The organism is Streptomyces sp. NPDC088766 (assembly GCF_044750845.1).
GTDB lineage: Bacteria > Actinomycetota > Actinomycetes > Streptomycetales > Streptomycetaceae > Streptomyces.
In genome coordinates this window covers 35,188-59,097 of sequence record NZ_JBIVKQ010000002.1, presented here as the reverse complement: position 1 = coordinate 59,097, position 23,910 = coordinate 35,188, and the positions used below count along the sequence as shown (strand labels likewise).

General features: G+C 72.7%; 20 protein-coding genes, 2 pseudogenes and 1 riboswitch. Of the genes and pseudogenes, 3 read left to right on the top strand and 19 right to left on the bottom strand.

What is annotated here, in order from left to right; translation table 11 throughout:
- Position 1: 1 nt before the first annotated feature.
- The 3 genes and pseudogenes from ACIP5W_RS02960 to ACIP5W_RS02950 form a co-directional block, all read right to left on the bottom strand.
- Positions 2–2,161 carry an ATP-binding protein gene (locus ACIP5W_RS02960; RefSeq protein WP_401465823.1) on the bottom strand — a complete coding sequence of 720 codons (2,160 nt, stop codon included), beginning with the start codon at positions 2,159–2,161 and terminating at the stop codon, positions 2–4.
- A gap of 549 nt (positions 2,162–2,710) precedes the next feature.
- Positions 2,711–3,022 (bottom strand): annotated as a pseudogene (locus tag ACIP5W_RS02955) (hypothetical protein); the annotation flags it as partial.
- Positions 3,023–3,616: 594 nt separating this feature from the next.
- Positions 3,617–4,843 (bottom strand): MBL fold metallo-hydrolase, encoded by a 1,227-nt coding sequence (locus ACIP5W_RS02950; RefSeq protein WP_401465820.1) that lies wholly within the window; start codon positions 4,841–4,843, stop codon positions 3,617–3,619.
- Positions 4,844–5,005: 162 nt separating this feature from the next.
- Between ACIP5W_RS02950 and ACIP5W_RS02945 the strand changes: the two genes are divergently transcribed.
- Positions 5,006–6,184: a Glu/Leu/Phe/Val dehydrogenase dimerization domain-containing protein gene (locus ACIP5W_RS02945; protein ID WP_401465817.1), complete on the top strand. Its 1,179-nt coding sequence runs from the start codon at positions 5,006–5,008 to the stop codon at positions 6,182–6,184.
- A 41-nt stretch (positions 6,185–6,225) separates the two neighbouring features.
- On the top strand, positions 6,226–6,846 hold the full coding sequence (locus ACIP5W_RS02940) for a TetR/AcrR family transcriptional regulator (RefSeq protein WP_401465814.1): 621 nt from the start codon (positions 6,226–6,228) through the stop codon (positions 6,844–6,846).
- A 281-nt stretch (positions 6,847–7,127) separates the two neighbouring features.
- Here the strand turns inward: ACIP5W_RS02940 and ACIP5W_RS02935 are convergent, their stop codons facing one another.
- Positions 7,128–7,913, bottom strand: coding sequence for an SGNH/GDSL hydrolase family protein (locus tag ACIP5W_RS02935; RefSeq protein ID WP_401466927.1), 786 nt, complete (start codon positions 7,911–7,913; stop codon positions 7,128–7,130).
- Positions 7,914–8,129: 216 nt separating this feature from the next.
- Positions 8,130–9,131: a peptidoglycan DD-metalloendopeptidase family protein gene (locus ACIP5W_RS02930; RefSeq protein WP_401465811.1), complete on the bottom strand. Its 1,002-nt coding sequence runs from the start codon at positions 9,129–9,131 to the stop codon at positions 8,130–8,132.
- A 4-nt stretch (positions 9,132–9,135) separates the two neighbouring features.
- Positions 9,136–9,297: riboswitch (cyclic di-AMP (ydaO/yuaA leader) on the bottom strand.
- Positions 9,298–9,848: 551 nt separating this feature from the next.
- On the opposite strand from ACIP5W_RS02930, the gene ACIP5W_RS02925 reads away from it, so the two are divergent.
- Positions 9,849–10,646 (top strand): tyrosine-protein phosphatase, encoded by a 798-nt coding sequence (locus ACIP5W_RS02925; protein ID WP_401465808.1) that lies wholly within the window; start codon positions 9,849–9,851, stop codon positions 10,644–10,646.
- Between the two features lie 46 nt (positions 10,647–10,692).
- Here ACIP5W_RS02925 and ACIP5W_RS02920 read toward each other — a convergent pair whose 3' ends face one another.
- The 14 genes and pseudogenes from ACIP5W_RS02920 to ACIP5W_RS02855 all read right to left on the bottom strand — a co-directional run bounded on the left by ACIP5W_RS02920 (position 10,693) and on the right by ACIP5W_RS02855 (position 23,877).
- A complete protein-coding gene (locus ACIP5W_RS02920) occupies positions 10,693–10,815 on the bottom strand; it encodes a DUF6126 family protein (protein ID WP_401465805.1) in 123 nt (40 codons plus the stop codon).
- A complete protein-coding gene (locus tag ACIP5W_RS02915; protein WP_401465802.1) occupies positions 10,812–11,444 on the bottom strand; it encodes a helix-turn-helix domain-containing protein in 633 nt (210 codons plus the stop codon). Before ACIP5W_RS02915 ends, ACIP5W_RS02920 begins: the two co-directional genes overlap by 4 nt.
- 73 nt (positions 11,445–11,517) lie before the next feature.
- A complete protein-coding gene (locus ACIP5W_RS02910; RefSeq protein ID WP_401465799.1) occupies positions 11,518–12,903 on the bottom strand; it encodes an aspartate aminotransferase family protein in 1,386 nt (461 codons plus the stop codon).
- Positions 12,900–13,253 (bottom strand): annotated as a pseudogene (locus tag ACIP5W_RS02905) (transketolase C-terminal domain-containing protein); the annotation flags it as partial. The pseudogene ACIP5W_RS02905 and the gene ACIP5W_RS02910, both read right to left, overlap by 4 nt.
- Before the next feature lie 97 nt (positions 13,254–13,350).
- The gene (gene hpnH / locus ACIP5W_RS02900) at positions 13,351–14,373 is read right to left on the bottom strand and encodes an adenosyl-hopene transferase HpnH (protein ID WP_401465796.1); all 1,023 of its coding nucleotides are present in this window, start codon (positions 14,371–14,373) and stop codon (positions 13,351–13,353) included.
- A 5-nt stretch (positions 14,374–14,378) separates the two neighbouring features.
- Positions 14,379–15,020 carry a 1-hydroxy-2-methyl-2-butenyl 4-diphosphate reductase gene (locus tag ACIP5W_RS02895; RefSeq protein WP_401465793.1) on the bottom strand — a complete coding sequence of 214 codons (642 nt, stop codon included), beginning with the start codon at positions 15,018–15,020 and terminating at the stop codon, positions 14,379–14,381.
- On the bottom strand, positions 15,020–17,038 hold the full coding sequence (gene shc / locus ACIP5W_RS02890) for a squalene--hopene cyclase (protein WP_401465790.1): 2,019 nt from the start codon (positions 17,036–17,038) through the stop codon (positions 15,020–15,022). Before shc ends, ACIP5W_RS02895 begins: the two co-directional genes overlap by 1 nt.
- 119 nt (positions 17,039–17,157) lie before the next feature.
- Positions 17,158–18,222 carry a polyprenyl synthetase family protein gene (locus tag ACIP5W_RS02885; RefSeq protein WP_401466924.1) on the bottom strand — a complete coding sequence of 355 codons (1,065 nt, stop codon included), beginning with the start codon at positions 18,220–18,222 and terminating at the stop codon, positions 17,158–17,160.
- A 74-nt stretch (positions 18,223–18,296) separates the two neighbouring features.
- Positions 18,297–19,826, bottom strand: coding sequence for a hydroxysqualene dehydroxylase HpnE (hpnE, locus tag ACIP5W_RS02880; RefSeq protein WP_401465787.1), 1,530 nt, complete (start codon positions 19,824–19,826; stop codon positions 18,297–18,299).
- On the bottom strand, positions 19,823–19,975 hold the full coding sequence (locus ACIP5W_RS02875; protein ID WP_401465784.1) for a DUF6380 family protein: 153 nt from the start codon (positions 19,973–19,975) through the stop codon (positions 19,823–19,825). Before ACIP5W_RS02875 ends, hpnE begins: the two co-directional genes overlap by 4 nt.
- A complete protein-coding gene (hpnD, locus tag ACIP5W_RS02870) occupies positions 19,975–20,925 on the bottom strand; it encodes a presqualene diphosphate synthase HpnD (protein WP_401465781.1) in 951 nt (316 codons plus the stop codon). Before hpnD ends, ACIP5W_RS02875 begins: the two co-directional genes overlap by 1 nt.
- Positions 20,922–21,815 (bottom strand): squalene synthase HpnC, encoded by an 894-nt coding sequence (hpnC, locus tag ACIP5W_RS02865; RefSeq protein WP_401465778.1) that lies wholly within the window; start codon positions 21,813–21,815, stop codon positions 20,922–20,924. The genes hpnD and hpnC overlap by 4 nt, the downstream gene beginning before the upstream one ends.
- 360 nt (positions 21,816–22,175) lie before the next feature.
- Positions 22,176–22,955 (bottom strand): ABC transporter ATP-binding protein, encoded by a 780-nt coding sequence (locus ACIP5W_RS02860; protein WP_401465775.1) that lies wholly within the window; start codon positions 22,953–22,955, stop codon positions 22,176–22,178.
- On the bottom strand, positions 22,948–23,877 hold the full coding sequence (locus tag ACIP5W_RS02855; protein ID WP_401465773.1) for an ABC transporter permease: 930 nt from the start codon (positions 23,875–23,877) through the stop codon (positions 22,948–22,950). The genes ACIP5W_RS02860 and ACIP5W_RS02855 overlap by 8 nt, the downstream gene beginning before the upstream one ends.
- Between the last annotated feature and the right edge of the window lie 33 nt (positions 23,878–23,910).

Below are 23,910 nucleotides of genomic sequence, written 5' to 3'. Positions count from 1 at the left end.
CTCATCCGGCTGGTGCGCTCCCGTCGTGCCGGGTGGTGGACTGGCGGTCGAGGCGGCCGGACGGGCCGTGCGCGGGGTGCGCCCCGGCGTCGGACCGGGGGGAGGCGGCCGTTGCGTGCGGTACGTCCGCGGCGGCCGGGCCGGCCTGGACCGGCAGGGCGTCCGCCTCCAGGCTCTGCTGGGCCTCGGCGAGGCCGACGCCGCGCTGGAAGGCGGCCATCAGACCGGGGTCGTGCCCGGCGGGCCGCTCGGCGTCCGGGCGGGGGGCGGGGCCGCCGCGCAACTGGGGGGCGATGTGCTCCCGGGCGCGGCGGCGGGGCAGCTGCGGCTTGCCCATGGTGCCGCGCACCGCGCTCGCGCGCGGGGTGGGCACGAGGCCCGCGACCTCCGCCACGGCGGCCCGGTCACCGGGCCGGATCCCGGGCACCGCCTCGGCCGGATTGGGCCGCTCCTCGTGCGCGCCGCGGACGGGCAGCGGGGCCGGACGGCCGCCGTTCGGGCCGGCGGTGTCGTGCTGGACGGAGGGCGGGGCAGCGGGCGGGTCGGAAGGCGGCGCGGCGGAGGGCGCGCGCCCGGCACCGTCGTGCGGATGCCCTTCCGGGGCGAGGCCGGGGCTCCGGGGGCCGGCCTGGGGGGACGCGGTCCGCGGGTGGGCCGGGGAGTCGCTCCGGGAAGCAGACGGGGCGGGAATCCGGGGCTGATGGTTCACCAGCGACTCATCCGTCGGCGCAACTTGATGGAACGTCAGAGACTGCTCTTGAGAAAGAAGTTGAGGCTGCGGCTGCGGCTGCGGCTGGAGTTGAGGTCGCGGACGGGACTCGGGCGGGGACTGTCGCCGGAGATGCAACTGCGGCTGGGGCTGCGCGCCTGACTGGCCCTGGCCCTGGCCCTGGCCCTGGCTCTGGACCTGGCCCTGGCCCTGGACCTGGCCCTGGCTCTGGACCTGGCCATGGCTCTGGACCTGGCCATGGACCTGGGACCGCGCGCCGGCCTGCAGGGCCAGGGGCGGTCGCTCCCCGTCCCACGGCACCTGTCCGCCCTCCGCGCCCGCGCCGCTCTCCTCGGCCTGCGGCGACGGCAGCCCGGCCGGCCCCAGGAGGGCCTGGGGGACGACGAGTACGGCCTGGACGCCGCCGTAGATGTTGTTCTGGAGCCGGACCCGGATGCCGTGGCGGCGGGCCAGCTGCGAGACGACGTAGAGGCCGATGCGGCCGTCGGCGAGCAGGCGGCCGACATTGACCTGGTCGGGGTCGGCGAGCAGGGCGTTCATCCGGCCCTGTTCGTCGACGGGCATGCCGAGGCCGCGGTCCTCGACCTCGACGGCCAGCCCGGAGGTGACCAGGTTGGCGCGCAGCAGGACCTGGGTGTGCGGGGCGGAGAACACCGTGGCGTTCTCCACGAGTTCGGCGAGCAGGTGGATGACGTCGGCGACGGCGTGCCCGCGCAGTTCGCCGTCGACCGGCGGGACGAGTCTGACCCGCGAGTACTGCTCGACCTCGGCGATGGCGGAGCGCAGCACCTCGGTCATGGAGACGGGGTTGCTCCACTGCCGCCGGGAGACGGCGCCGCCGAGGACGGCGAGGTTCTCGGCGTGCCGGCGGATCCGGGTGGCGAGGTGGTCGACGTGGAAGAGGCCCTTGAGGAGGTCGGGGTCCTCGATCTCGTTCTCCAGCTCGTCCAGGGTGGAGATCTCGCGGTGCACGAGGGACTGAAGGCGCCGCGCGAGGTTGACGAACACCTCCAGCTTCTGTTCGCTGCCCGTCCGGCTGGAGAGCTGGGCGGCCTGGACGACGGCGGTGACGGCCCCGTCGTGGGCGCGGGACAGGTCGGCGGCGAGCAGCTCGAACTCGTCGGCGTCGCCGGGCGGGCCGCCGCGCGGCTTGCGGTGCGGCGGGGCCTCGCCGCGGCGCAGCGCGTCGAGCAGGGCGCGCAGGTCGGCCTCGCCTCGTGCGCTGCTGCGGCGCAGGGCGGTGACGCGGTCGCTGACGGAGCGGGCGGCCCGGTCGGCGGCCACGGCGGCGACGACGATGCCGACGCCGGTCACCGCGACGGCCCCGGCGAGAACGGCCCACAGGGTCGGTCCCGGCCTGACGCCGGTGGAGCGCACGGTGAACAGGACGGCCGCGCAGCCGCTGAGGGCGACGGCGGTCGGAGGCAGCACGGCGAGTCGCAGCAGCTGAGGCCGTATGTGCCTCTCGGCCGGTGCGGGTGCGGTGCCGGCGACCGGCCTTCCGTGCCGTCCGCCCTCACGGCGGTCTGCGCGTGCGGCCGGTGCGCGGAGGTGAGACATCGGTGTCCTCGTACTGTCCGTCGGGCCCGGGGCTCGCACGGGGTGCGCTCCTCGGGCTTGCGCCATCGCGGTGTCGGTCGGGAGAGCCGAGGGATTTCGGCACCTTCCCACCCGACGGCCACTCACAGTAGTCGCCGATCCGACAAGCGCGGTGGGCAGTTGACAAAGTCCCCCGGTGAGCGTCCCGCTCTGGTATGAGGCTTCGTACGACAGACCGATAAGCTCGCGAGGCGCCCGGACAGTCGAGGCGAAGTAAACGATCAGTCCTGGTCAGAGATGTTCACGAACAGAAGGCGGGGGCCGGGGGGCGGTTCGCTTCCCGGCCCCCGCCGACGGGTGGTCCGGTCGGGTCCGGAGGGTCGGCTCGGCCCGCCGGGACGCCCCCGGACTTCCCCGCACTCGGCCGCACCCTCCGAAATGTCACTCAACGTATCGGCCGTGGCCTTGACTTCCGGTCGCGGGCGAGGCCGTCCGGCAAGGCGCCGCCGAGACGGCTCGGTGCTCCAGGTCGCCGCGCATCCCGACGAGGAGTTCTCCCGCCTCGGCGAGTGTGCTGTTCCCGAAGAGCGCGACGGCCGCGGTGCCCTTGCGGCGGAGCAGTTCGTCGTGGGTGCCGGTCTCGACGATGCGGCCCGCTTCCAGTACGACGATCCGGTCGGCGTCTCGGATGGTGGACAGCCGGTGGGCGATGACCAGTTGGGCGCAGCCGCGTCCGGCCAGGTTGTGGCGCACGGTCTCCTCGGCGGCGGACGCGCCGATCGTGCAGGCGGTGTCGACGGCGCATGCGGCGGGGCACGAGCGGGCCGCTCCGTCGTCCACCTGGATCGGCCTGAAGGTCGCGATGGACCTGGATGACCGGGACCTGCCGCTGCGGCGCGGGCGGGAGCTTGCGCGGGAACTGTCCGAGGAGCGGGACGTCACCTCGTGGCCGGCCGGTCTGCACACCCTCGCGGGCTGCCTGGCCGTGGTGGGCCGTCCGGCGGAGGGCGCCGTGCTGCTGGGAGCGGTGGCCGCGACGGCGGACGGATCGGGTTCTTCCCCGAGCGGACGGACCCGCTGGAGGGACCGCGCAACGCGACGGCCGTACGGACGGCGCCGAGCACGGAGGAGTTCGACGCGCGGTTCGCCGAGGGGCGGGCGCTGTCACGCGCCGAGGCGACGGTGTACGTGCGGGAACCGCTGGGCTGAACCCGCCCGCGCCACCGCCCGGCATCCGACGTCGCCGGGCGGTGGCGCGGGCGGCCGGGCGGTGGCGCGGGCGGCCGGCGCCCCACGGCCCGCCCGAGCGGTCCGGGACCTACGTCGGACGCTTCCGTTCCGCCACGGTCAGCCCTCGCCCACGAGGTCGAGGTCGTCACGGGACACCTCGGGGGTGATCTCCGGAACGGGCCACTCGCGGTTCAGCGGCCGGGACACGTCCCTCCACCAGGGGCGCGTGGGGAGGTTTCCGGCGGGCTCGAAGGGCTGGCCAGGAACGGGTACGGCGACCGGCTGTCCGACCGCGTCGGCCGCGGCCAGTGTCCACTCGCCCGGTTCGGCCCAGGGATGCAACGAGAGGTTGAACGTCCCCCAGTGGATCGGCAGCATGACGCCGCCCGGCCGGCCCTGCTGCAGGTCGAGGTGGCTCTGGACCCCCTGCGAGGGGTTCATGTGGATGTCCGGCCAGGCGCCGGGCAGGGGCCCGGAACCCGTGTGGTTCTTGGGCCACAGGTCCGAGTACGCGCCGATCTGGATCATCGTGGCGTCGAACGGGCCGTGCTCGGCGCCGATGTCCTTGAAGCCGTCGAAGTAGCCGGTGTCTCCGCTGTGGAAGATCCGGTGCTCGTCGCCGGCGACGGACCAGGAGGCCCACAGGGTGTGCTGGCTGTTGCGCAGGCCCCGGCCGCAGAAGTGACGGGCCGGGGTGGCGGTGAGGGTGAGGCCGCCGATCCGGGTCGCCTCGTGCCAGTCCAGCTCGCGCAGCCGGTCGGCGGACACGCCCCAGTGTTCGAGATGGGCGCCGACGCCGAGCGGCACCGCGAACAGGGTGTCCGTGCCCGCCAGTGCCTTGACGGTGGGCAGGTCGAGGTGGTCGTAGTGGTCGTGCGAGATGACGACGACGTCGACCGGGCCGAGTGCGGCCAGCGGCAGGGGCGCCGGGTGCAGGCGCTTGGGGCCCGCGAAGGGGAAGGGGGAGCAGCGCTCGCCCCAGACGGGGTCGAACAGCACCCGGTGCCCGTCGATCTCCGCGAGCACGCTGGAGTGCCCCATCCAGGTCAGGCGCAGGCCCGTGGCGGGCGGCCGGGCCAGGTCGGCGAGGGTGGTGGCGTGCACCGGGACCGGGCCGGAGGGGGCGCGGCGGGGGCGGGTGTCCTTGTCGAAGAAGGCCTTGGCGAGGTCGAGCGCGGAGCCCGAGGGCCGGATCCTCGCTTCCCCGCCGGGGTTCTGGAAGACCCCGTCAGCGAAGTGGGGTGATCTGCGGATACGCGCCATGCGCTCACCGCTCGGGTCCGCGCCGAAGGCCTCGGGCTGCAGTGCGCTGAGCCCGGAGCTCAGGGAACGGGATCCGGCCACGGTACCTCCAGGTGGAGTCGCTGAGGATTCCCATTATGGTCGGCCGGTCCGACAACCCGCGTCCGCCCGGTCGAAGGGGGCGGCCGCGGCGCGTTGACACGACGCCCGAAGGCTCCCGATACTGACCCACTGTTCAGTAAAGGTCCCTGGCGAGGAGCCCGTATGACCGCCCCCCTGTTGTCCCTCACCTGGACCGACCACCTCACCGGCCGCCGGGGCTACCTGGTCGTCGACCGGCTGGTGCGCGGCGTCTGCAGCGGCGGCCTGCGGATGCGGGAGGGCTGCACCCTCGACGAGGTGACCGGCCTCGCCCGCGGCATGAGCCTCAAGGAGGCCCTGCACTACGACCCGGCGGCACGCTACGTCCCGCTGGGCGGGGCGAAGGGCGGCATCGACTGCGATCCCCGGGACCCGGAGGCTTACGGGCTGCTGGTGCGGTACCTGCGGGCGGTACGGCCGTACGTCGAGAGCTGCTGGACCACCGGTGAGGACCTGGGGCTCAGCCAGGACGTCGTCGACCGGGCCGCCGCCGAGGCCGGGCTGGTGTCGTCGATCCAGGCCGTCTATCCGCTGCTCGACGACGAGCACGCGGCCCGCGGACGGCTCGCGGACGCCTTCGCGGTCGAGGTGGACGGCATCGGCCTGGACGAACTGGTGGGCGGCTGCGGGGTCGCCGAGTCCGTGCTCACGGCCCTGGACCGGGCCGGGGTGCCGTACGCCGGCACCCGGGTGGCCCTCCAGGGGTTCGGCACCATGGGCGGGGCGACGGCGCGCTTCCTCGCGCGCGCGGGGCTGACGGTGGTGGCCGTCGCCGACGTCAAGGGCACGATCGCCGACCCGGCGGGCCTCGACGTGGAGGCGCTGCTGGCCGCGCGGGACGCCCACGGCACCGTCGACCGCGGCGCGCTGCCCCCGGGCTTCCGCGAACTCCCTGGTGACGCCTGGCTGTCGGCCGAGGCGGAGGTGCTGGTGCCGGCCGCCGTGTCGTACGCGATCGGGCCGCGGGAGCAGGCGCGGATCACCGCGCGCTGGATCGCCGAGGCGGCCAACATGCCGGTCCTGCCCGAGGCGGAGCAGTCGCTGCACGCGCGGGGGGTGAGCGTGCTGCCGGACGTCGTCGTCAACTCCGGAACGAACGCCTGGTGGTGGTGGACCCTGTTCGGCGACATCGGCGCGGACGCCGGGGAGGCGTTCGCCCACACGCGCCGCTCGATGCGCGCGCTGGTGGAACGCGTACTGGCGCGCGCGGAGTCCGACGGAACGACGCCTCGACAGGCCGCGCACGCCATCGCCGAGCAGCGGCTGCCGGTCATCGCGGAGCGCTTCGGCCACCACTGCTGACGGCGTCCGCGCAGGTCGCAGGCCCTGTGTAGGGTGACGGCGTGGCAAGGGTCCGGTTGAGTGTGGCCGAGCGGCGCGAGGAACTGCTGCGGGCGGCCGTCGAACAGATCGAGGCACGGGGCGTGGCGGCGGTCAGGATCGCCGACGTGGCCTCGGCGCTCGGCGTGAGCAACGCACTGGTGCTCTATCACTTCTCCACCAAGGAGCGGCTCGTCGCGGACGCGTTCGCCTACGCCGCCGAGGGCGATCTGGCCCGTCTGCGCAAGCTGCTCGGCCGCCGGACGACCGCGCTGCGCCGGCTGCGGTCGGCGGTGCGCTGGTACGCCCCCACGGGGCCGGCCAAGGGCTGGCGGCTGTGGATCGAGGGCTGGGCGGTGTCGCTGCGCGAGCCCGCGCTGCGGGAGGTCGCCGGCGGTCTCGACCGGCGGTGGAAGGCGGCGCTCGCCGAGGTGATCGCGGAGGGGGTGGCCGCGGGCGAGTTCCGCTGTCCCGACCCGGCCGGGACGGCCCTGCGCCTGACGGCCCTCCTCGACGGCCTCGCCGTACAGCTCACGTCCTACGACGGCGCGGTGTCCCGGAGCCGCGCGCAGGAGTGGGTGGAGGAGGCGCTGAACCGGGAACTGGGTCTGGCGGCGGGGCAGTCGGGCGCCCAGGAACGCTGAGGCCGGACCGGCCGGGTCCGCGCAGCGCCGTCACCCGCGATACGTCACCTGTCACCCGCGGTCCGTCACACGTCATCCGTGCCCCGTCGATCGCCGAAGCGGGCGAGGAGCGAGGCCGAGGCGGGCGAGGAGTGAGGCCGAGCGGGGCCGACGGGTCGCGGACGGCACGGGCCGCGGACGGCACGGGCCGCCCGGCCGCCTGCGGGCCCGTACTCGCGCGCTCACCCCGCTCGTGACGCGGCCGGCCGAACCCCGGGGAACGGCCGGCCGCGCCTGCCGGCTCACGCCACCGCGGCGATCCGCATCCTGATGTCGTCGGGCGAGAGGATGCCCTTGGCGGTCACGTGGTCGCCCGAGGACTCCCCGCGCAGCCGGCGCCCGATCCACGGCACCAGGTACTCGCGCGCCCACTGCACGTCGTCGCGCCGGATCTCGAGGGTGCCGCGCGGCGGGAGCTGCGGCCAGGGCTGCTCCGGGTCGGCGGGCACCTCAAGGCCGAGGACCTGGCCGGCGCGCAGCGCCACACGCGTGTGCCCCTCCGCCCCGAGATGGAGCCGGTCGCCGTCCCAGGCCCGCCGGTCCTGGATGGACTTCAGCGACCACAGGTCGAGGACCGGGCAGCCGTACCGGTCGGCCACGGCGCGCACGTGTCCGTTGTAGGTGGCGATCTTGCCGCGCAGATGCTTGAGCACGGGGACGCCACGGGTGTCGAACCCGGTCGTCACCATCACGGTGCCGGCCACCGGGGTGAGGGCCGCGATCGCCCGCTCGAAGCGTTCGGCGACCTCGTCGGGGTCGGTGCCGGGCCGGAGGATGTCGTTGCCGCCCGCGCAGAAGGAGACCAGGTCCGGTGCCAGCTCGACCGCTCGCGGAAGCTGGTCCGCCACGATCTGGTCGAGCAGCTTGCCGCGCACCGCGAGGTTGACGTACCGGAAGTCGCCTTCGGGCCGCCGGTCCGCGAGGAGCACCGCGAACCGGTCTGCCCAGCCGACGAACCTCCCGTCGGGACCGGGGTCGCCGACGCCCTCGGTGAAGCTGTCCCCCACCGCCACGTACGACCCGATCACTGAACTGTTGTCATTCTTCGAATCGTCTGCCACAGCCGTTCATGATTCACCTTCGAATGTGACCTACGCGACCGTAGGCAAGGGTTGACGGGCGGTGAGATAAGCCACTCCTAAAGACTTGGCCAATGCGGGAATAAGGCGGGAACGCCGAAGGCCGGCCCCCGGGATCGGGGGCCGGCCTTCGGCGGCATGTCGGGCGGGAGGCCGAACGGTGCGTCAGCCGACGGAGACGCCGTGCGAGCGGAGGTAGGCGACCGGGTCGACGTCCGAGCCGTAGCCGGGACCGGTGCGGATCTCGAAGTGCAGGTGCGGGCCGGTCACGTTGCCGGTGGCGCCGGAGAGGCCGACCTGCTGACCGGCGGAGACGGACTGGCCGGCCGAGACGGAGAGCGAGGACAGGTGGGCGTACTGGGCGTAGAAGCCGTCGGCGAGCTTGATGACGACCTGGTTGCCGTACGCGCCGCCCCAGCCCGCGGAGACGACCGTGCCCGCGCCGACGGCCTTGAGCGAGGTGCCGGTGGGGACGACGAAGTCGACACCGGTGTGGTACCCGCTGGACCACATGCTGCCGGACATCTTGTACGGGGTGCCGACGGTCGCGCCGGAGACCGGGAGGGCGAAGCCGGTGGCGGCGGTGGTGTTCTCGGCGGCCTGCGTGGTGGACGCCTTCGAGGAGTCCGAGGAGGACGCCTTGGATGGCGCCGCCGACTTCGAGGAGGCCGTCGGCTTCGACGACTTCGCGGTGGAGCCCGAGGACTGCTTCGAGGAGGAGGAACCGGATGAACCAGATGAAGCGGACGGCGACTTGGTCGCGCCCGTCGCGGCCTTCGCGCCGATCGACAGCTTCAGACCCGGGTGGATCAGCGACGGGTCGTTTCCGACGGCCTCACGGTTGTCCGCGTAGAGCCGGGTCCAGCCGCCGCTGACGTCCTGCTCGTCCGCGATCTTGGAGAGGTAGTCGCCGGAACGCACCGTGTAGGTCGTGGCGGACTTTGCGGACTTCTGCGCCACGGGAACGGCCTGGACGGCCTTTTCCGGGGCGGCGGAGAGCGCGGAGACCGCGGAGACCGCCTGCGTCGCCGACTGCGACGGTGCGGCGTGCGCACCGGTGGCCCCGATGAGCGGGAGGGCGAGCGCGGCGCCGCCGGTTCCGGCGGCGGCGATGGAGCGGGTGAAGCGCTGGGGCTTCGGACGACGGTGCTTACCCTTGGCGGGCATGACGAATTCCTCTCCGGCGCCTGCGAGGTGAGCTGTCGGGTGCGGACTGGAGATGTCCGGCCGCGCCGGGGCGCGGCTGTACCCCTAGCCGTTCCGGAGACCGGAACAGGCGGTACTGCCTGTGGGTCCCCCGCTCCTGCCGTTCACGGGTGGGTGTGCGGGCTCCGGGCGGCGGCAGGATTGGGCGTCCGTCCGGATTGGTCTGGAACGTAAGCGACCACGACGCACAGGGACAAGCGAAGGTTGTACTCGTCGAGGCTTTCTCTTGATCCCCTGTGGGAATTCCCGGTCACCCTCCGTGAATCGAAAGGCCGTTTTTCCGATGAACAGCGTTGGAAAACAGCCGTATTACGTGGGCATGACGAACGACTCAGGGTCACGGATATGACGCTGCTCACGTGACAGGTCCCCAGAGCTCCTTATTCCAGAGCGAGTTGGAACTAAGGCTTCAATTCGGGCAGAAGCCCCAGATGTGACGCAAATGGGTAACTAGCGCATCAAGGCCACCGCGCACCGGGTACGCGCCCGGTGCGCTCTCCCGGGAGGACCGCCGGCGGATGCGGGCGTCGGACCCCTGGTTCGAACAGGACGGTGGAGGCCTCGAAGGCCTGGTCGAGGACCCGTTTGCCCCAGGCATCCATGTCGTATGGTCAAGGAGGTGTTCCGGTGGCCACGTCGAGCCGCGCCGGCCGGGACCGACGACCGGGAGGAGCCCCCGTGACGCAGCAGATCCCGTCGACCGAGCCCGAACTGACCGGAGTGCGCAACTTCCGGGACGTGGGCGGCCTGCCGACCGTCGACGGCCGGCGGGTCCGCCAGGGCGTGCTGTTCCGCAGCGGACATCTCGCGCACGCCACGGACGAGGACGCCGCGTTCCTGGCCTCGCTGGGTCTGCACACGGTCTTCGACTTCCGCAACGCGGCGGACCAGAGGCTGGAGGGCCCGGACGTCGAACTGCCGGGCGTGCGCAACGTGAACCTGCCGCTCTCCGATCCGGCGGACGGGGCCGAGTTCTGGAAGATGGTCCGCGACGGCGACATCGAGCAGCTGCGGGAGATCCTCGGCGACGGCAAGGCGGCCGGCCGGATGATCGCCTCCTACCGCTCGGTCGTGACGGAGCGCACGGACGAGCACTCGCGCGTGCTGCACTCCCTCGCCGAGGACAGCGTCCCGGTGCTCATGCACTGCGCGGCGGGCAAGGACCGGGCCGGCCTGTCCATCGCCGTGACGCTGCTCGCGGTGGGCGTGGAGCACGAGGCGATCCTTGCCGACTACCTGGAGTCCAACGCCAAGCACCGCCGCTACAAGGTGCGCCGCAACGGCACCTCCGCCGAGGCGTACTCCCCCGAGGTCATGGAGCTGCTGAGCCCCCTCTTCGACGCCCGCGCCGAGTACCTCGCGGCCGCTTTCCACACCATCGAGGAGACCTGGGGCGGTGTCGAGGCCTACCTGGAGCAGGGCCTCGGGCTGGCCCCGGAGACCCGCGAGCGGCTCCGGGAGCGCCTGCTCGACTGAGCGGGCACTCCCGGCATCCGGTCCGGCCTGCGGCGTCCGGCGCTGTCTACTGCTTGGCGCCGACCTCGAACAGCAGCCAGAGGAACCCGGCGAAGAGATGCCCCACCGCGATGTAGATGATCAGCCGGATCCACAGGCTCCGGGGGAACTTCTCCTCCATGTCGCTCATGACGTCTCTCCAGGGGTGGGGCCGAGGCACAGCGCGGCCGTCGGGCTCTGCAACAGGGTGTGGACGAACAGCAGGTCGACCCCGTCGGGGTCCTGGGCGGCGATGCGGTGCGGGGTCAGCGAGTCGAAGTGCGCGCTGTCGCCGGGCCCGAGCAGATGGGTGGTGTCCCCGAGGCGCAGCCGCAGCCGGCCGCGCAGGACGTACAGCCACTCCTCGCCGGGATGCACCCGCACGATGTCGCTCTGCGAGCCGTACGGCACCTGCACGTGCAGCGCCTGCATGCCCCGGCCCGGGGCGCCGGACTGCCGGTAGGTCCAGCCGCCCGCGTGGGTGGGCTCCATGTCCGCGGCGCGCACGACGGCGTCCCGGTCGGCGACCGTCTCGCCGAGCAGTTCCGAGACGGTCGTACCGTAGACACGGGCGAGCGCGAGCAGCATCGGCAGCGAGGGCTGGCGCTGTCCGGTCTCCAGCCGGGAGAGGTGGGCCGGCGACAGCCCGGCCGTGCGGGCCGCGCCCTCCAGGGTGAGGGAGGCGCGCCGGCGCAGGGCGCGCAGCTGCGGCGCGACGACGCCGAGGTCGTCCACCGGCCCGGACTCGGGCCCGGCCTCCTCGGGAGTGGGGTGGCTCATGCCTTCATTCAGCCGGAACTTTGCCTCTGCGGCAAATTTCTTGCCTCAGAGGCAAAGGGTTTTCGGAGGGGCTCTACCGGTTGGCCACCGCCTGCTTGATCAGCGTCCGGCCGAAGTCCCAGACGAGCCCGCCACCATTGTGCGCGTCGTCCATCACCTCGGTGAAGGCGTCCACGAACCGGTCCACCTCCCGCTCCCCCACGACCAGGGGCGGGATCAGCTTGATCACCTCCAGATGGTCGCCGGAGACCTGGGTGAGGATGCGGTGCCGCTGGAGCAGCGGGACGACCACCATCTGCGCGAACAGCCCCTTGCGGGCCGCCTGGAGCATGGTCCAGCGGCTGCGCAGCTTCAGCGAGCGGGGCTTCCCGAACTCGATGCCGACCATCAGGCCCCGCCCGCGGACGTCGGCGAGCAGCTCGTACTTGTCGATCAGCGCCGTGAGCCGGGACTTCAGCAGCGCCCCGGTCACGCGGGCGTTCGCGACGATCTGCTCGTTCTCCATCACCGACAGCACGGCCAGCCCGGCCGCCATGGCCTGCGCGTTGGACCCGAAGCTCGCCGAGTGCACCAGCACCCGGTCCATGGACGAGTAGACCTTCTTGAAGATCCAGTCCTTGCCGAGCGTGGCGCCGACCGGCACATAGCCGCCGGAGAGCGCCTTGGCGACGCAGACCAGGTCGGGTTCGACCCCCTCCTCGTGCTGGTGGGCGTAGAAGTCCCCGGTCCGGCCGAGGCCGGTCTGCACCTCGTCGGCGATGAGCAGCGCCCTGTGGCGGCGCAGCAGCTCCTGGGCGGAGCGCAGGTAACCGGGCGGGGCCTCGTACACCCCCTTGCCCTGGATCGGCTCGACGATCAGCGCGGCCACATCGCCCTTGCTCAGCTCCCGCGCCAGCGCGTCGAGATCGCCGAGGGGTACGGCGGTGTCGGGCAGCAGCGGCGCGAAGCCGTCCCGGAACCCGCCCTCGCCGTTGACCGACAGGGAGCCCGTGGTCAGCCCGTGGAAGGCGTGGTCGCAGTACAGGACCCTGGGCCTGCCGGTGGCGTACCGGGCGAACTTCAGCGCGGTCTCCACGGCCTCGGTGCCGCTGTTGCCGAAGAAGACCCGGTCCAGGTGCGGGCTGTGGGCGAGGAGCTTCTCCGCCAGCAGTCCGGGCAGCGGCTGGCAGTCGAAGCGGGTGAGGTCGGCGAGCGAGGCGTCGAGGACGTCGTGCAGCGCCTTGCGGACGACGGGGTGGTGGCGGCCGAGGCCCATCACCCCGAACCCGGCGAGCATGTCCAGGTAGTCGTTGCCGTCCGCGTCCCAGAAGTACGCGCCCTCGCCCCGCTCGTAGACCTTGTCGAAGCCGATGGTGTGCAGCATGCGTGGCAGCTGGTGGTTGAGATACCTGCCGTGCAGCTCGTAGCGTTCGGCTCCGCGCTCGGCCAGCAGCGCGCCGAGGTCGAACTCCGTGGTCATTGCGCTGTCTCCTCGCCCGGGCGGTCGGTGGTCTTGTCGGTGGTGCCGCCGGCCGCCCCCTCGGCCGGGCCGCCGGCCGTGTTCTCGACGGTGCCGCGCGCCGTCCCGTCGACCGGCCCGGCGATCGTCTTGCCGACGGTGCCGCCCGCGTCGCGGGCGGCCAGGCTCGCGCTGATCCGTCCGGCGATATCGACGGGCGTGAGGCCGATGTCGGCGAGCACCTCGGCCCGCTTGGCGTGGGCGAGGAACTGCTCCGGGATCCCGAAGCGCCGTACGGGCACATCGGCCTCGGCGTCCCCCAGGGCCAGGGCGACGGCCGAACCGACGCCCGCGGCACGGCTGTTGTCCTCCGCCTCGGACCCGACCTGGATCCGCCGCGACACGCGCCGCGCGGCGACCGGCCGGGCCGGGACCTCGGGGACGCCCAGGGAGACGGCGGTCACGACGTCACTCCCGGTTCCCGGAGACCGTCTCGCGCAGGGCGCGCAGCGACTCCTTGAGCGAGCCCATGGTGGCGAGGACGGCGGTGGGCTCGTAGCCGCAGTGCGCCATGCAGTTGGCGCAGCGCGGGTCCTTGCCGCGGCCGTACTTGTCCCAGTCGGTCTCCTCGATCAGCTCCCGGTACGTCGGCACGTAGCCGTCGCTCATCAGGTAGCAGGGGCGCTGCCAGCCGAAGAGGGAGTAGTTCGGGATCGCCCAGGCGGTGCACGGGAAGTCGACCTTGCCCTCCAGGAAGTCCAGGAAGAGCGGCGAGTGGTTGAGCCGCCAGCGGCGCCGGTTGCCGCCGGAGAAGGCCTTCCTGAACAGCTCGCGGGTCTGTTCCACGCCGAGGAAGTGCTCCTGGTCGGGGGCTTTCTCGTAGGCGTAGGCGGGCGAGATCATCATCTCGTCGACCTTGAGGTCGTCGTTGAGGAAGTCGAGCACCTCGACGATGGTCTGCGGGGTGTCGGTGTTGAAGAAGGTCGAGTTGGTGGTGACCCGGAAGCCGCGCCGCTTGGCCTCCTTGATCGCCTCCACCGCCTCGTCGAACACGCCCTCCTTGGCCACCGACTCGTCGTGCCGTTCACGCAGCCCGTCGATGTGCACGGCGAACGCGAAGTAGGGCGAGGGCGTGAACTTGTCCATCTTCTTGCGCATCAGCAGGGCGTTGGTGCAGAGGAAGACGAACTTCCTCTTCGCCACCAACTGGCGCACGATCTCGTCGATCTGAGGGTGCATCAGCGGTTCGCCGCCGGCGATCGACACCATGGGCGCACCGGATTCGAGCACCGCGCCCACGGCCTGGGCGACCGGCATGCGCTGCTTGAGCACTCCCGCCGGATGCTGGATCTTCCCGCAGCCCTCGCACTTGAGGTTGCAGGCGAAGAGGGGTTCCAGCTCGACGATGAGCGGGAACTTCTCCCGCTTGCGGAGCTTTTGTTCAGCCAAGTAAGTAGCGACCTTGATGGACTGGCGCAGCGGCATGGCCATCTGGCTCACCTCCGGGGGAGCAACACGTTGCGGTGCCATTCGAAGAATGCAGGCAGGACGGAACGAAGGACGCGGAAAGCCGATATTCCACCGCGCACCGTGCCGATCCGGACGAGTTCATGTTCAGGAGCGTCCACGACCACCCGGACGGCCGCAACCGGGCGCGCGCCCGCGCGGACGGCACTCAGGAGCGTGGCCGCCGACTCCATGTCGACCGCGATCGCGCCGGTGGCGAGCAGGTCGGACCGCTCCGGTCCGCGCACCACGTGGTCGGAGCCGGTCAGGGGGCCGGTGTGGACGGTGCGCCCGGGCAGGGTGCGCACGAGTTCCTTGACGAGCAGTTCGGTGTTCACGCACGGCACGGTGCCGCACGGGTCGCGGGTCTCCTCGGCGACCACCAGGTCGCCGGGGTGCATGCCGGGGGCCAGGCCCGCGCAGAAACCGGTGGCGAGCACGGCCGCCCCGCCGAGCACCGGGTCGGTGAGGACCCGGGTGACGGAACGCTCGGCAGCCCTGGGCCCCATCCCGGTGCGCAGGACCGTCACCGGCCCGCCGGCCCCACCCCGGTCCCCCATGCGCAGGGCGAGGTGCTCGATGCCGAGCGCGCAGGCGATCAGCAGCGGGGCGGCGGCGGGCTGCGCGTTCATCAGCTCCCCTCGGCCTCGACGGGAACCGGCGCCTTCGGGGCGACGGGATCGCCGTGGACGTACCGGCCGAGCGCGGTCAGCGGGAAGACCTGCCGGTACAGGTGGTAGTTGATGGAGAAGTCCCAGGGGAAGCCGGTGCCGGTGAACTGGGGCTCGTCCCAGGAGCCGTCCTCGCGCTGGGTCCCGGCGAGCCAGGCGATGCCCCGCTCGACGGCCCCGGAGTCCTTCTCCCCGGCCGCCAGCAGCGCCATCAGCGCCCAGGCGGTCTGCGAGGCGGTCGAGGTGCCCCGGCCGCTCCAGTTCACCCGGTCGTCGTAGGAGCGCAGGTCCTCGCCCCAGCCGCCGTCGTCGTTCTGCACGCGCTCCAGCCAGGCGACCGCCCGCCGGATCGCCGGGTGCCGGGCGGGCAGTCCGGCGGCGGTGAGCGCGGGCACCACCGAGCCGGTGCCGTAGAGGTAGTTGACGCCCCAGCGCCCGAACCACGAGCCGTCCGGCTCCTGTTCGGCGAGCAGCCAGGTGATGGCGCGCCGGGTGCGCGGGTCGTGGGAGAGGCCCTCGAAGGCGAGCATCTCGACGACGTGCGCGGTGACGTCCGCCGACGGCGGGTCGATCACCTCGCCGAAGTCGCAGAACGGCAGCCGGTTGGGGAAGGGGCTGGTGTTGTCGACGTCGAACGCGCCCCAGGCGCCGTTCCTCGACTGCATCCCGAGGTTCCAGCGCACCCCGCGCCCGATCGCCTTCTCCACCCGCTCCGGGTCGTGGTGGCGGACCCGGCGCAGTGCGAGGACCACCTCGGCGGTGTCGTCGATGTCGGGGTAGTTGTCGTTGTGGAACTCGAACGCCCATCCCCCGGGCGGGAGTCCGGGCCGTCGCACGGACCAGTCGCCGGGCCGCACGATCTGCTCGCCCAGCATCCAGTCGGCGGCCTTGACCAGTTGGGGGTGGTCGGCCGGCACCCCCGCGTCGGCCAGCGCGATGGTGGCCAGGCAGGTGTCCCACACCGGGGACTGGCAGGCCTCGATCATCCGGGACCCGTCCTCGCGCCACACCGCGTACCGGTCCAGCGACTTCAGACCCTCCCGCATCACGGGGTGTTCGAGGTCGTAGCCGAGCAGGTACAGGGCGATGACCGAGTACACGGCGGGCGGCTGGATGCCGCCCCAGCAGCCGTCGTTCTCCTGCCGCTCGATGATCCAGCGGGCGGCCGAGTTCAGGGCGGCCCTGCGCAGTCTGCGCACCGCGACCGTGCGGTAGCCGCGCACGACCTTGTCCAGCCGCTGGAACAGCCCGTCCCAGCCGGTCAGCGGCGCCGGCGGTGCGGGCGGGTTGGGATCGGCCGGGTCGGTGTGCAGCTCGTCGAGCGGGAAGGGTGCCGGACGCACCGGGCGCTTCGCCGAGACGACGGTGAGGGGCACGATGGTCTGCCGGGCCCAGCAGCCGAAGTTGTAGATGCTGAGCGGGAACCACTTCGGGAAGTACAGCAGTTCCGGGGGGAGTTCGGGCAGGTCCTCCCACTTCCACCAGCCGAACAGCGCCAGCCAGATCCGGGTGAAGACCCGGGCGGCGGCGATCCCGCCCTGGTCGCGGACCCAGGCGGAGGCCTTCGCCATGTGCGGCGCGTCGGGCTCGTCCCCGGCCAGCCGCAGGGCGACGTACGCCTCGATGGTGGCGGACAGGTCGCCGGGGCCGCCGTAGAAGGTGGCCCAGGTGCCGTCCTCGCGCTGCTCGCCGCGGACGAACAGGGCGGCGGCGCGGGTGGTCGCCTCGTCCTGGATGCCCAGGAACTGGCGGAGCAGCAGGTCCTCGGCGTCCATCGTGACGTTCGTCTCGAGGTCGCCCTTCCACCAGCCCTCGACGTCCTGCCGGGCGAGCAGGAAGTCGGTCGCGCGCCGCATCGCGCGCACGGCGGCTTCTTGTCCCCCGGCCGCCGCGGGGATGTCGATGTCGGTACGGGTTTCGCTGGCCGCGGCAGCGCGGGGCGGGAGGGCCCCGGTGCTTCCGTCGGTCGTCGCTGTCATGGCTTCCCCTTCGTGCAGTGTGCATGGCGTTGCGTCTGCTGTGGGTCCGCCGTCGGCCGGTGCCTCTCTTCCCGCGACACCGGCCGGCGACTACGCGAGGGTTATTCGACCGATAGTGATCATCTCTTTCGTACGACGACGAAGTCGGCGAGCGCCGTGAACCGTTCCCGCACCTGCTCGGGCATGTCGACGGCGTTCAGGGCCTCGATGGCGATGGTGTGCTGACGGCGTGCCTCCTCGGCGGTCCACTCACGGCCGCCGGCCTCCTCGATGAGCGCGGCACGGGCCGCGAACTCCTCCTCGGAGAAGTTCTCGAAGTCGCTGCGCTTGGCGTCGGCGGCGAGCATCTCCCCGAGCCGTTCGGAGGCGGGGCCGCCGGCGTCGAGCGCGGCCACGACCGGCAGGGACTTCTTGCGCTGGCGCAGGTCGCTCCAGGTCTGCTTGCCGGTGGACTCCGGGTCGCCCCAGATGCCGAGGAGGTCGTCGACGGCCTGGAAGGCCAGGCCGAGGTGGTGGCCGTACCGCTCCAGGGTGTCGGCGGTGTGCGCGTCGGCGCCGCCGAGCACGGCGCCGACGGAGCTGGCGCAGGCCAGCAGGGCGCCCGTCTTGTTGCCCTCCATCTCCAGGCACTCCGCGACGCTGACGCGGTCGCGGTGCTCGTAGGAGATGTCCTGGGCCTGGCCGTCGATCAGGGCGCGGGTGGCGGTGGTCAGCCGCCGGGCGGCCCGGCCCGCCTCGACCGTGCCGAGTTCGAGGAGGACCTCGCCCGCGAGCGCGAACAGGGCGTCGCCGACCAGGATGGCCTGGGCGGGGCCGTGGACCTTCCAGACGGTGTCGCGGTGGCGGCGCTGCTCGTCGCCGTCCATCAGGTCGTCGTGCAGGAGCGAGAAGTTGTGGACCAGTTCGACGGCGACCGCGCCGGGCACGCCCACCTCGGGCGCGGCACCGGTGACCTCGGCGGAGAGCACGGCGAGCGCGGGACGTACGGCCTTGCCGCCGTCCCCGTCGGTCGGGTTGCCCTGGGCGTCGATCCAGCCGAAGTGGTAGGCGGCGACCGTGTCCATGGGAGACGCCAGTCGGTCGACGGCCGCGCGCAGGACCGGTGTGGCCAGGGTCCGGCCGCGCTCCAGCAGTGCGGTCACGTCCACCGCGGTCCTCCTGGCGGCCTTCTCGGCCGGGGGCACAGTGGGCACAGTTTCTCCTCTTGTTGCGGTACCGGAGGGGGTGCGGGGGTGTGCCGAGCCGTGCTGATCGAACGTCACCGGGTCCCACCTCGCAGGGGAACACCGGGGCCCTCCGGTTCTCGGCCGGGGGTGCGGCCCGCGGCGCGGCCGCCGTCGGCCGCGGCGTCTCCCGGGACGTCGCAGCGGGCCGCCTCCTCGAACGCGAAGAGGCGGCGGGGACGGGGCCGGCCGAGGGCGCCGAGGGCGGCGTCCGCCGCACTCACGCCGCTGCGGACCGCACTCTCCATGGTCGCGGGCCACCCGGTGGCGGTCCACGCTCCGGCCAGGTACAGGCCGGGTGACTCGGTGCGGGCGCCGGGCCTGAGCCGTCCGACGCCGGGGGCGGGAGCGAAGGTGGCCGTGCGCTCCCGGGTCACGAAGAAGTCCCGCACCGTGGCGCCGCGGGTGCCCGGCAGCAGCCGCTCCAGCTCGGGCAGGTAGCGCTCGCGCAGGGCGGCGACGGGGGCGTCGATGTCGTCCCGCGCGGCGGACTGCGACAGGGCGAGGTACTGGCCCTCGCGCAGTCCGGAGGCGTCGGTGCGGTCGAACACCCACTGCACGGGGGTGCCGAGCGCGGCGAGGAAGGGGACGCCGAGCACCTTGCGGTCGTAGACGACGTGCACGTTCAGGATCGGCGCCGTGCCGATCTCCAGGAGCCGCTCGGGGGCGTCGAGCGCCCCGTCCGGCAGCAGGTCGTGGGCTTCGCGCTGCGGTACGGCGAGCACGACGGCGTCCGCGCGGAGCGTGCCGCCGGGCACACCGGAGGCACGGACGGTCCACGTGCCGTCGGCGGCGGCGGAGACGGCGGTGACGCGGGCACGGAGCTCGGTGCGCACGCCCGCGGAGTCGAGTGCCCTGCGGGCCAGCCGGTCGTGGAGTTCGCCCAGCGGGACGTGGGCCCAGCCGATGTCGGCGGCGCCCGGGTCGGACAGCAGGCCGGTCTTGAACACCATGGCGGCCAGGGCCAGGGAGGTGTCCTGGGCGACCGCGTTGAGGGTGGCGACCCCGACCAGGTCCCACAGGGCCTCGAGGGCTCGCGGCGACTGCCCGTGGGCGGCCAGCCAGCTGCCGAAGTCCTGCACGTCCAGGGCCGGATCGGCGAGGTCGAGACCCTTGAGCGCGAGCGCGGCCCGGCCGACCGAGGCGCGTTCGGCGAGGGAGAGGTGCGGATAGGTGGCGAGGCTGCGGCCCAGGTGGAGGGGGACCGGCAGCGCGTCGCGCCGCAGTCTGCCGAGCCGTCGCCCCTCGGGTTTACCGAGGTCGACGACGGGCACGTCGAGACGGTCCTGGAGCGGCGCCAGCGCGGTGCCCTCGATGCGGTCGAGGAACCAGCGGTAGGCGGTGCAGCAGCGCAGGTAGACGTGCTGGCCGTTGTCGACGGTGAGCCCGCCGCGCCGGAAGGAGAAGGCCAGGCCGCCGAGCCGGGGCCGGCCCTCGAGCAGGGTGACGCGGACGCCCGCGTCGGCGAGTGCGAGCGCGGCGGTGACGCCGGCGAGCCCGCCGCCGATCACGACGGCGTCCCGCCCGGAGGTCTCCGCGCCGGCGGAGCGCGGCTCGTCGCTCATCGTGCGCCCTCCCCTGCGCGCCCGCCCCGACGGTCGAACTCCGCACGGCGGGCCGTCGCCGTCAGGGACGCGGCGTCGCGGCAAAGGGTTGCGTGCCGTTCCTCCCCGGTGCCGTCACCGTGGTCCGCATGGTCACCCCGTGGGTCCATCAGATCTGCCTCCTGCCGGTCAGCCGGGACACGTGGCGGGTGTCCAGCCCGGAGAGGCCGCGGACGGCGACGTACGCCTTCTCCCGGCCGGGCAGGGAGACCCGGCCCCGCAGGACGGCCTCGGGGTCGCGCTCGATGCGGTCCAGCAGGCGGCGGTAGATGCCGGCCATGGCGGCGACGCAGGCACCGCTGCGCCGGTCGAGCATGGGCAGCAGCCGGTAGCCCTCGGCGAACAGGGCGCGGGCGCGCCGCACCTCGAAGTGCACGAGGCCCGCGAAGTCGGAGCCCTCCGGTGGCGTCGGCCCGTCGAAGCCGGCCGAGCAGCCGAACTTGGCGAGGTCGTCGGCAGGCAGGTAGGTGCGCCCGCCGGCGGCGTCCTCGCGGACGTCCCGGAGGATGTTGGTCAGCTGGAGGGCGAGGCCGAGGGTGTCGGCGTACTCCGGTGCCCGTTCGGCGCCGCGCGCTCCCGGTCCGGTGCCGAAGACGCCGAGGGAGAGCCGTCCGATGGCGCCCGCCACACAGCGGCAGTACGTCTTCAGGTCGTCCCAGGTCTCGTAGGTCTCGCCGCGGACGTCCATCAGGACGCCGTCGATCAGCTCGTCCAGGCCGCCCAGCGGGATCGGGAAGGTCCTGGCGGCGTGCGCGAGGGCGACCGCGACGGGGTCGGTGTCGTCCTCCTCGACCTCGCCCGCGCGGACCCGGGTGAGCAGCGCCCGGGTGTCCTCCAGCCGGGCGCTCTTGACCTCGGCGTCCAGCGCGCCGTCGCCGATGTCGTCGACGCGGCGCGAGAACGCGTACAGCGCCGACATGGCGCGGCGCTTCGCGGTGGGCAGCAGCCGGATGCCGTAGGCGAAGTTGCGCGCCTGCTGTCCGGTGACGGTCTCGCAGTAGCCGTAGGCGGCGAGTACCGGTGCGGACACGGGTGGCGGAGAGTCCACGGTCCGGATCACCCCTCTCCTCGCAGGGTCACGCCCACCTCGCGCAGCAGCCGGAGCCTGCCGGGCTTGGGCGGGCCGGGAAGAACGTCGTGGTGGGCGGCGGCGATCGCGTGGAGCGCCACCCTTCCTCCCGCCACGAAGCCCGCGAGCAGCAGCCTGAGCCTTCCGTGGACGCTGCCCACGAGGGGGGCGCCCTCGTCCAGGAGGTCGCGGGCGCGCCGGGCCTCGAAGGCGACCAGGGCGCGTACCGACGCCCCTGCGGTCGCCGCGGCGAGATCCGCCTCCTGGACGTGGAAACGCTTCATGTCCGTGGCGGGAAGGTAGACACGGTCGCGGCCGAGGTCCTCGGCCACGTCCTGGAGGTGCTCGACGATCTGGAGCGCGGTGCAGATCGCGTCGGAGCGGCGGACGCGCTCGGGGGTCGCGGTGCCGGTGACGGCGAGGACCAGCCGGCCCACGGGGTTGGCGGACAGCTCGCAGTAGGCCAGCAGGTCGTCGTAGGTCTCGTACCGGGTGACGAGCTGGTCCTGGCGGTTGGCGGCGATCAGGCCCAGGAAGGGCTCGGGGGTGAGGGAGCGGCGGCGCACGGTCGGCTGGAGGCGGCGCAGCAGGGGGTGACGGGGCGTGCCGTCGAAGACGCGCCGCAGGTCGGCCTCGAAGGCGTCGAGGAGGACCAGCCGGTCCTCGGCCTCGGCGGCGGGCACGCCGAGCAGGCGGGCGTCGGCGCCGCCGGGCGCGAGGTCGCCGTCACCGATGTCGTCGACGAGGCGGGCGAAGCCGTACACGGCGACCAGGTCCTCGCGCCAGGCCCGGGGCAGGAAGAAGGGTGCCACGGGGAAGTTCTCGTCCGCGGCCTTGGCGAGGGTGGAGCGCTCCGTGTCCGCGACGTCCGCCGCCGTCATCGCCGGCTGCCCGGGACAGGGACGGCACATGCTGCGTTAAGCAGGGGAGTTTCCGTAGCCATTGCCGTCACATCTCCCGTTCTACACCGACAACCCGACACCCACTATTTCGGACACGCCGCCCGGCCGCCCGCGCGGCGTCGGCGCTCGAGGGTGTCGCGCGTTATCGCCCCACTTGCCGCGTTTCGGGACCGGTACAGCTTACGTTGTACAACGCACCGGGGTTCGCGCGGGTGTCCCCGCACATCACAACAACACACCGATTGGCGTCAAGATTCCTACGACGTGCGGGAGTTGACGCTTCCTTTGCAGACTCGGGGCCCCACCGGAGGGTTCCGGCGGGGCCCCGAGGGCACCGGTTCACTTCCCGGTGAACTTCTCGTACTCCCTGAGGACCTCTTCGGTCGGTCCGTCCATGCGCAGTTCGCCGCGTTCCAGCCACAGCACGCGGTCGCAGGTGTCGCGGATCGACTTGTTGCTGTGGCTCACCAGGAACACCGTCCCGGCCTGCCGGCGCAGCTCGCGGATCCGCTCCTCGGAGCGCTTGCGGAACTTCGCGTCGCCGGTGGCCAGCGCCTCGTCGATCATGAGGACGTCGTGGTCCTTGGCGGCGGCGATGGAGAACCGCAGGCGGGCCTGCATGCCGGAGGAGTACGTGCGCATGGGCAGGGTGACGAAGTCGCCCTTCTCGTTGATGCCGGAGAAGTCGACGATCTCCTGGTAGCGCTCCTTGATCTGCTCCCGGGACATGCCCATGGCGAGTCCGCCGAGGACGATGTTGCGCTCGCCGGTGAGGTCGTTCATGAGGGCGGCGTTGACACCGAGCAGGGAGGGCTGGCCGTCGGTGTAGACCCTGCCGCTCTCCGGCGGCAGCAGGCCGGCGATGGCGCGCAGCAGCGTGGACTTGCCGGAGCCGTTGGAACCGATCAGGCCGATCGCCTCGCCGCGGTGGGCGACGAAGGAGACGCCGCGCACCGCGTGCACCTTGCGCACGCCCCGCTCCTCGCCGCGCTTGACGATGCGGCTGAGGGCGGCGGTGGCGCTGCCCTTGCCCGTCCGGGCGCCGTTGACGCGGTAGACGATGTGCACGTCGTCGGCGATGACGGTGGGGACCCGGGTGCCCGGCGGCTGCTCAGCCACGGCCGTACCTCTCCTCCGCCTGCCAGAAGTAGACGAAGCCGCCGATCGCGAACAGCGCGGCCCAGCCGACGGCGACCGCCCACACGTGCTGGGGCAGGTTCTCGGCGCCGTACTCGTCGATGAGGGCGAAGCGCATCAGGTCCATGTAGACGGCCGCCGGGTTCCACTGGAGGACGTTCGCCACCCACTGCGGCTTGTCGGCGAGGAAGACGGGGATCGAGAACATGACGCCGGAGGCGTACATCCAGGTCCGCATCACGAACGGCATCAGCTGCGCCAGGTCCGGGGTCTTCGCGCCGGCCCGCGCGAAGACCAGGGCCAGACCGGTGTTGAAGCAGAACTGGAGCGCCAGCACCGGGACGATCAGGGCCCAGGAGGCGTCCGGGTAGCTGCCGAAACCGATCACGACCAGGAACAGCACGATCATCGAGTACAGCAGCTGCTGGAGCTGCTGGAGCGCGAAGGAGACCGGCAGCGAGGCGCGCGGGAAGTGCAGGGCGCGGACCAGGCCGAGGTTGCCGGAGATCGCGCGGACACCGCTCATCACCGAGGACTGGGTGAAGGTGAAGACGAACACGCCCGTGACGAGGAACGGGATGTACACCTCCTTCTCCATGCCGCGGCTGGCGTTGAGGATCACGCCGAAGATCATGAAGTACACGGCGGCGTTCAGCAGCGGGGTGGCCACCTGCCACAGCTGCCCCAGCTTGGCCTGGCTGTACTGAGCGGTCAGCTTCGCCCGGGAGAAGGCCAGGATGAAGTGACGGCGCCCCCAGAGCTGGCGGACGTACTCCCGCAGCGAGGGCCGGGCACCGCTCACGGCCAACCCGTACTTGGCGGCCAGCTGCGCCGCCGTGAGGCCCCCGTCGGGCGACGGCGGCGCGCTCACCGCGACTGCGCGGTCATGCGTTGTCTCACTCACCAGTAGGAAACTTTCGTCTTCGGGATGCGCGGC

What these genes read in the sequence shown, in the direction of transcription:
- ACIP5W_RS02945 (WP_401465817.1), top strand. Translation starts at nt 5,006, where the DNA reads ATGACCGCCCCCCTGTTGTCCCTCACCTGGACCGACCACCTCACCGGC.
- ACIP5W_RS02930 (WP_401465811.1), bottom strand. Translation starts at nt 9,131, where the DNA reads ATGCCCGCCAAGGGTAAGCACCGTCGTCCGAAGCCCCAGCGCTTCACC.
- ACIP5W_RS02920 (WP_401465805.1), bottom strand. Translation starts at nt 10,815, where the DNA reads ATGAGCGACATGGAGGAGAAGTTCCCCCGGAGCCTGTGGATCCGGCTG.
- ACIP5W_RS02915 (WP_401465802.1), bottom strand. Translation starts at nt 11,444, where the DNA reads ATGAGCCACCCCACTCCCGAGGAGGCCGGGCCCGAGTCCGGGCCGGTG.
- ACIP5W_RS02910 (WP_401465799.1), bottom strand. Translation starts at nt 12,903, where the DNA reads ATGACCACGGAGTTCGACCTCGGCGCGCTGCTGGCCGAGCGCGGAGCC.
- hpnH (WP_401465796.1), bottom strand. Translation starts at nt 14,373, where the DNA reads ATGGCCATGCCGCTGCGCCAGTCCATCAAGGTCGCTACTTACTTGGCT.
- ACIP5W_RS02895 (WP_401465793.1), bottom strand. Translation starts at nt 15,020, where the DNA reads ATGAACGCGCAGCCCGCCGCCGCCCCGCTGCTGATCGCCTGCGCGCTC.
- shc (WP_401465790.1), bottom strand. Translation starts at nt 17,038, where the DNA reads ATGACAGCGACGACCGACGGAAGCACCGGGGCCCTCCCGCCCCGCGCT.
- hpnE (WP_401465787.1), bottom strand. Translation starts at nt 19,826, where the DNA reads ATGAGCGACGAGCCGCGCTCCGCCGGCGCGGAGACCTCCGGGCGGGAC.
- ACIP5W_RS02875 (WP_401465784.1), bottom strand. Translation starts at nt 19,975, where the DNA reads ATGGACCCACGGGGTGACCATGCGGACCACGGTGACGGCACCGGGGAG.
- hpnC (WP_401465778.1), bottom strand. Translation starts at nt 21,815, where the DNA reads ATGACGGCGGCGGACGTCGCGGACACGGAGCGCTCCACCCTCGCCAAG.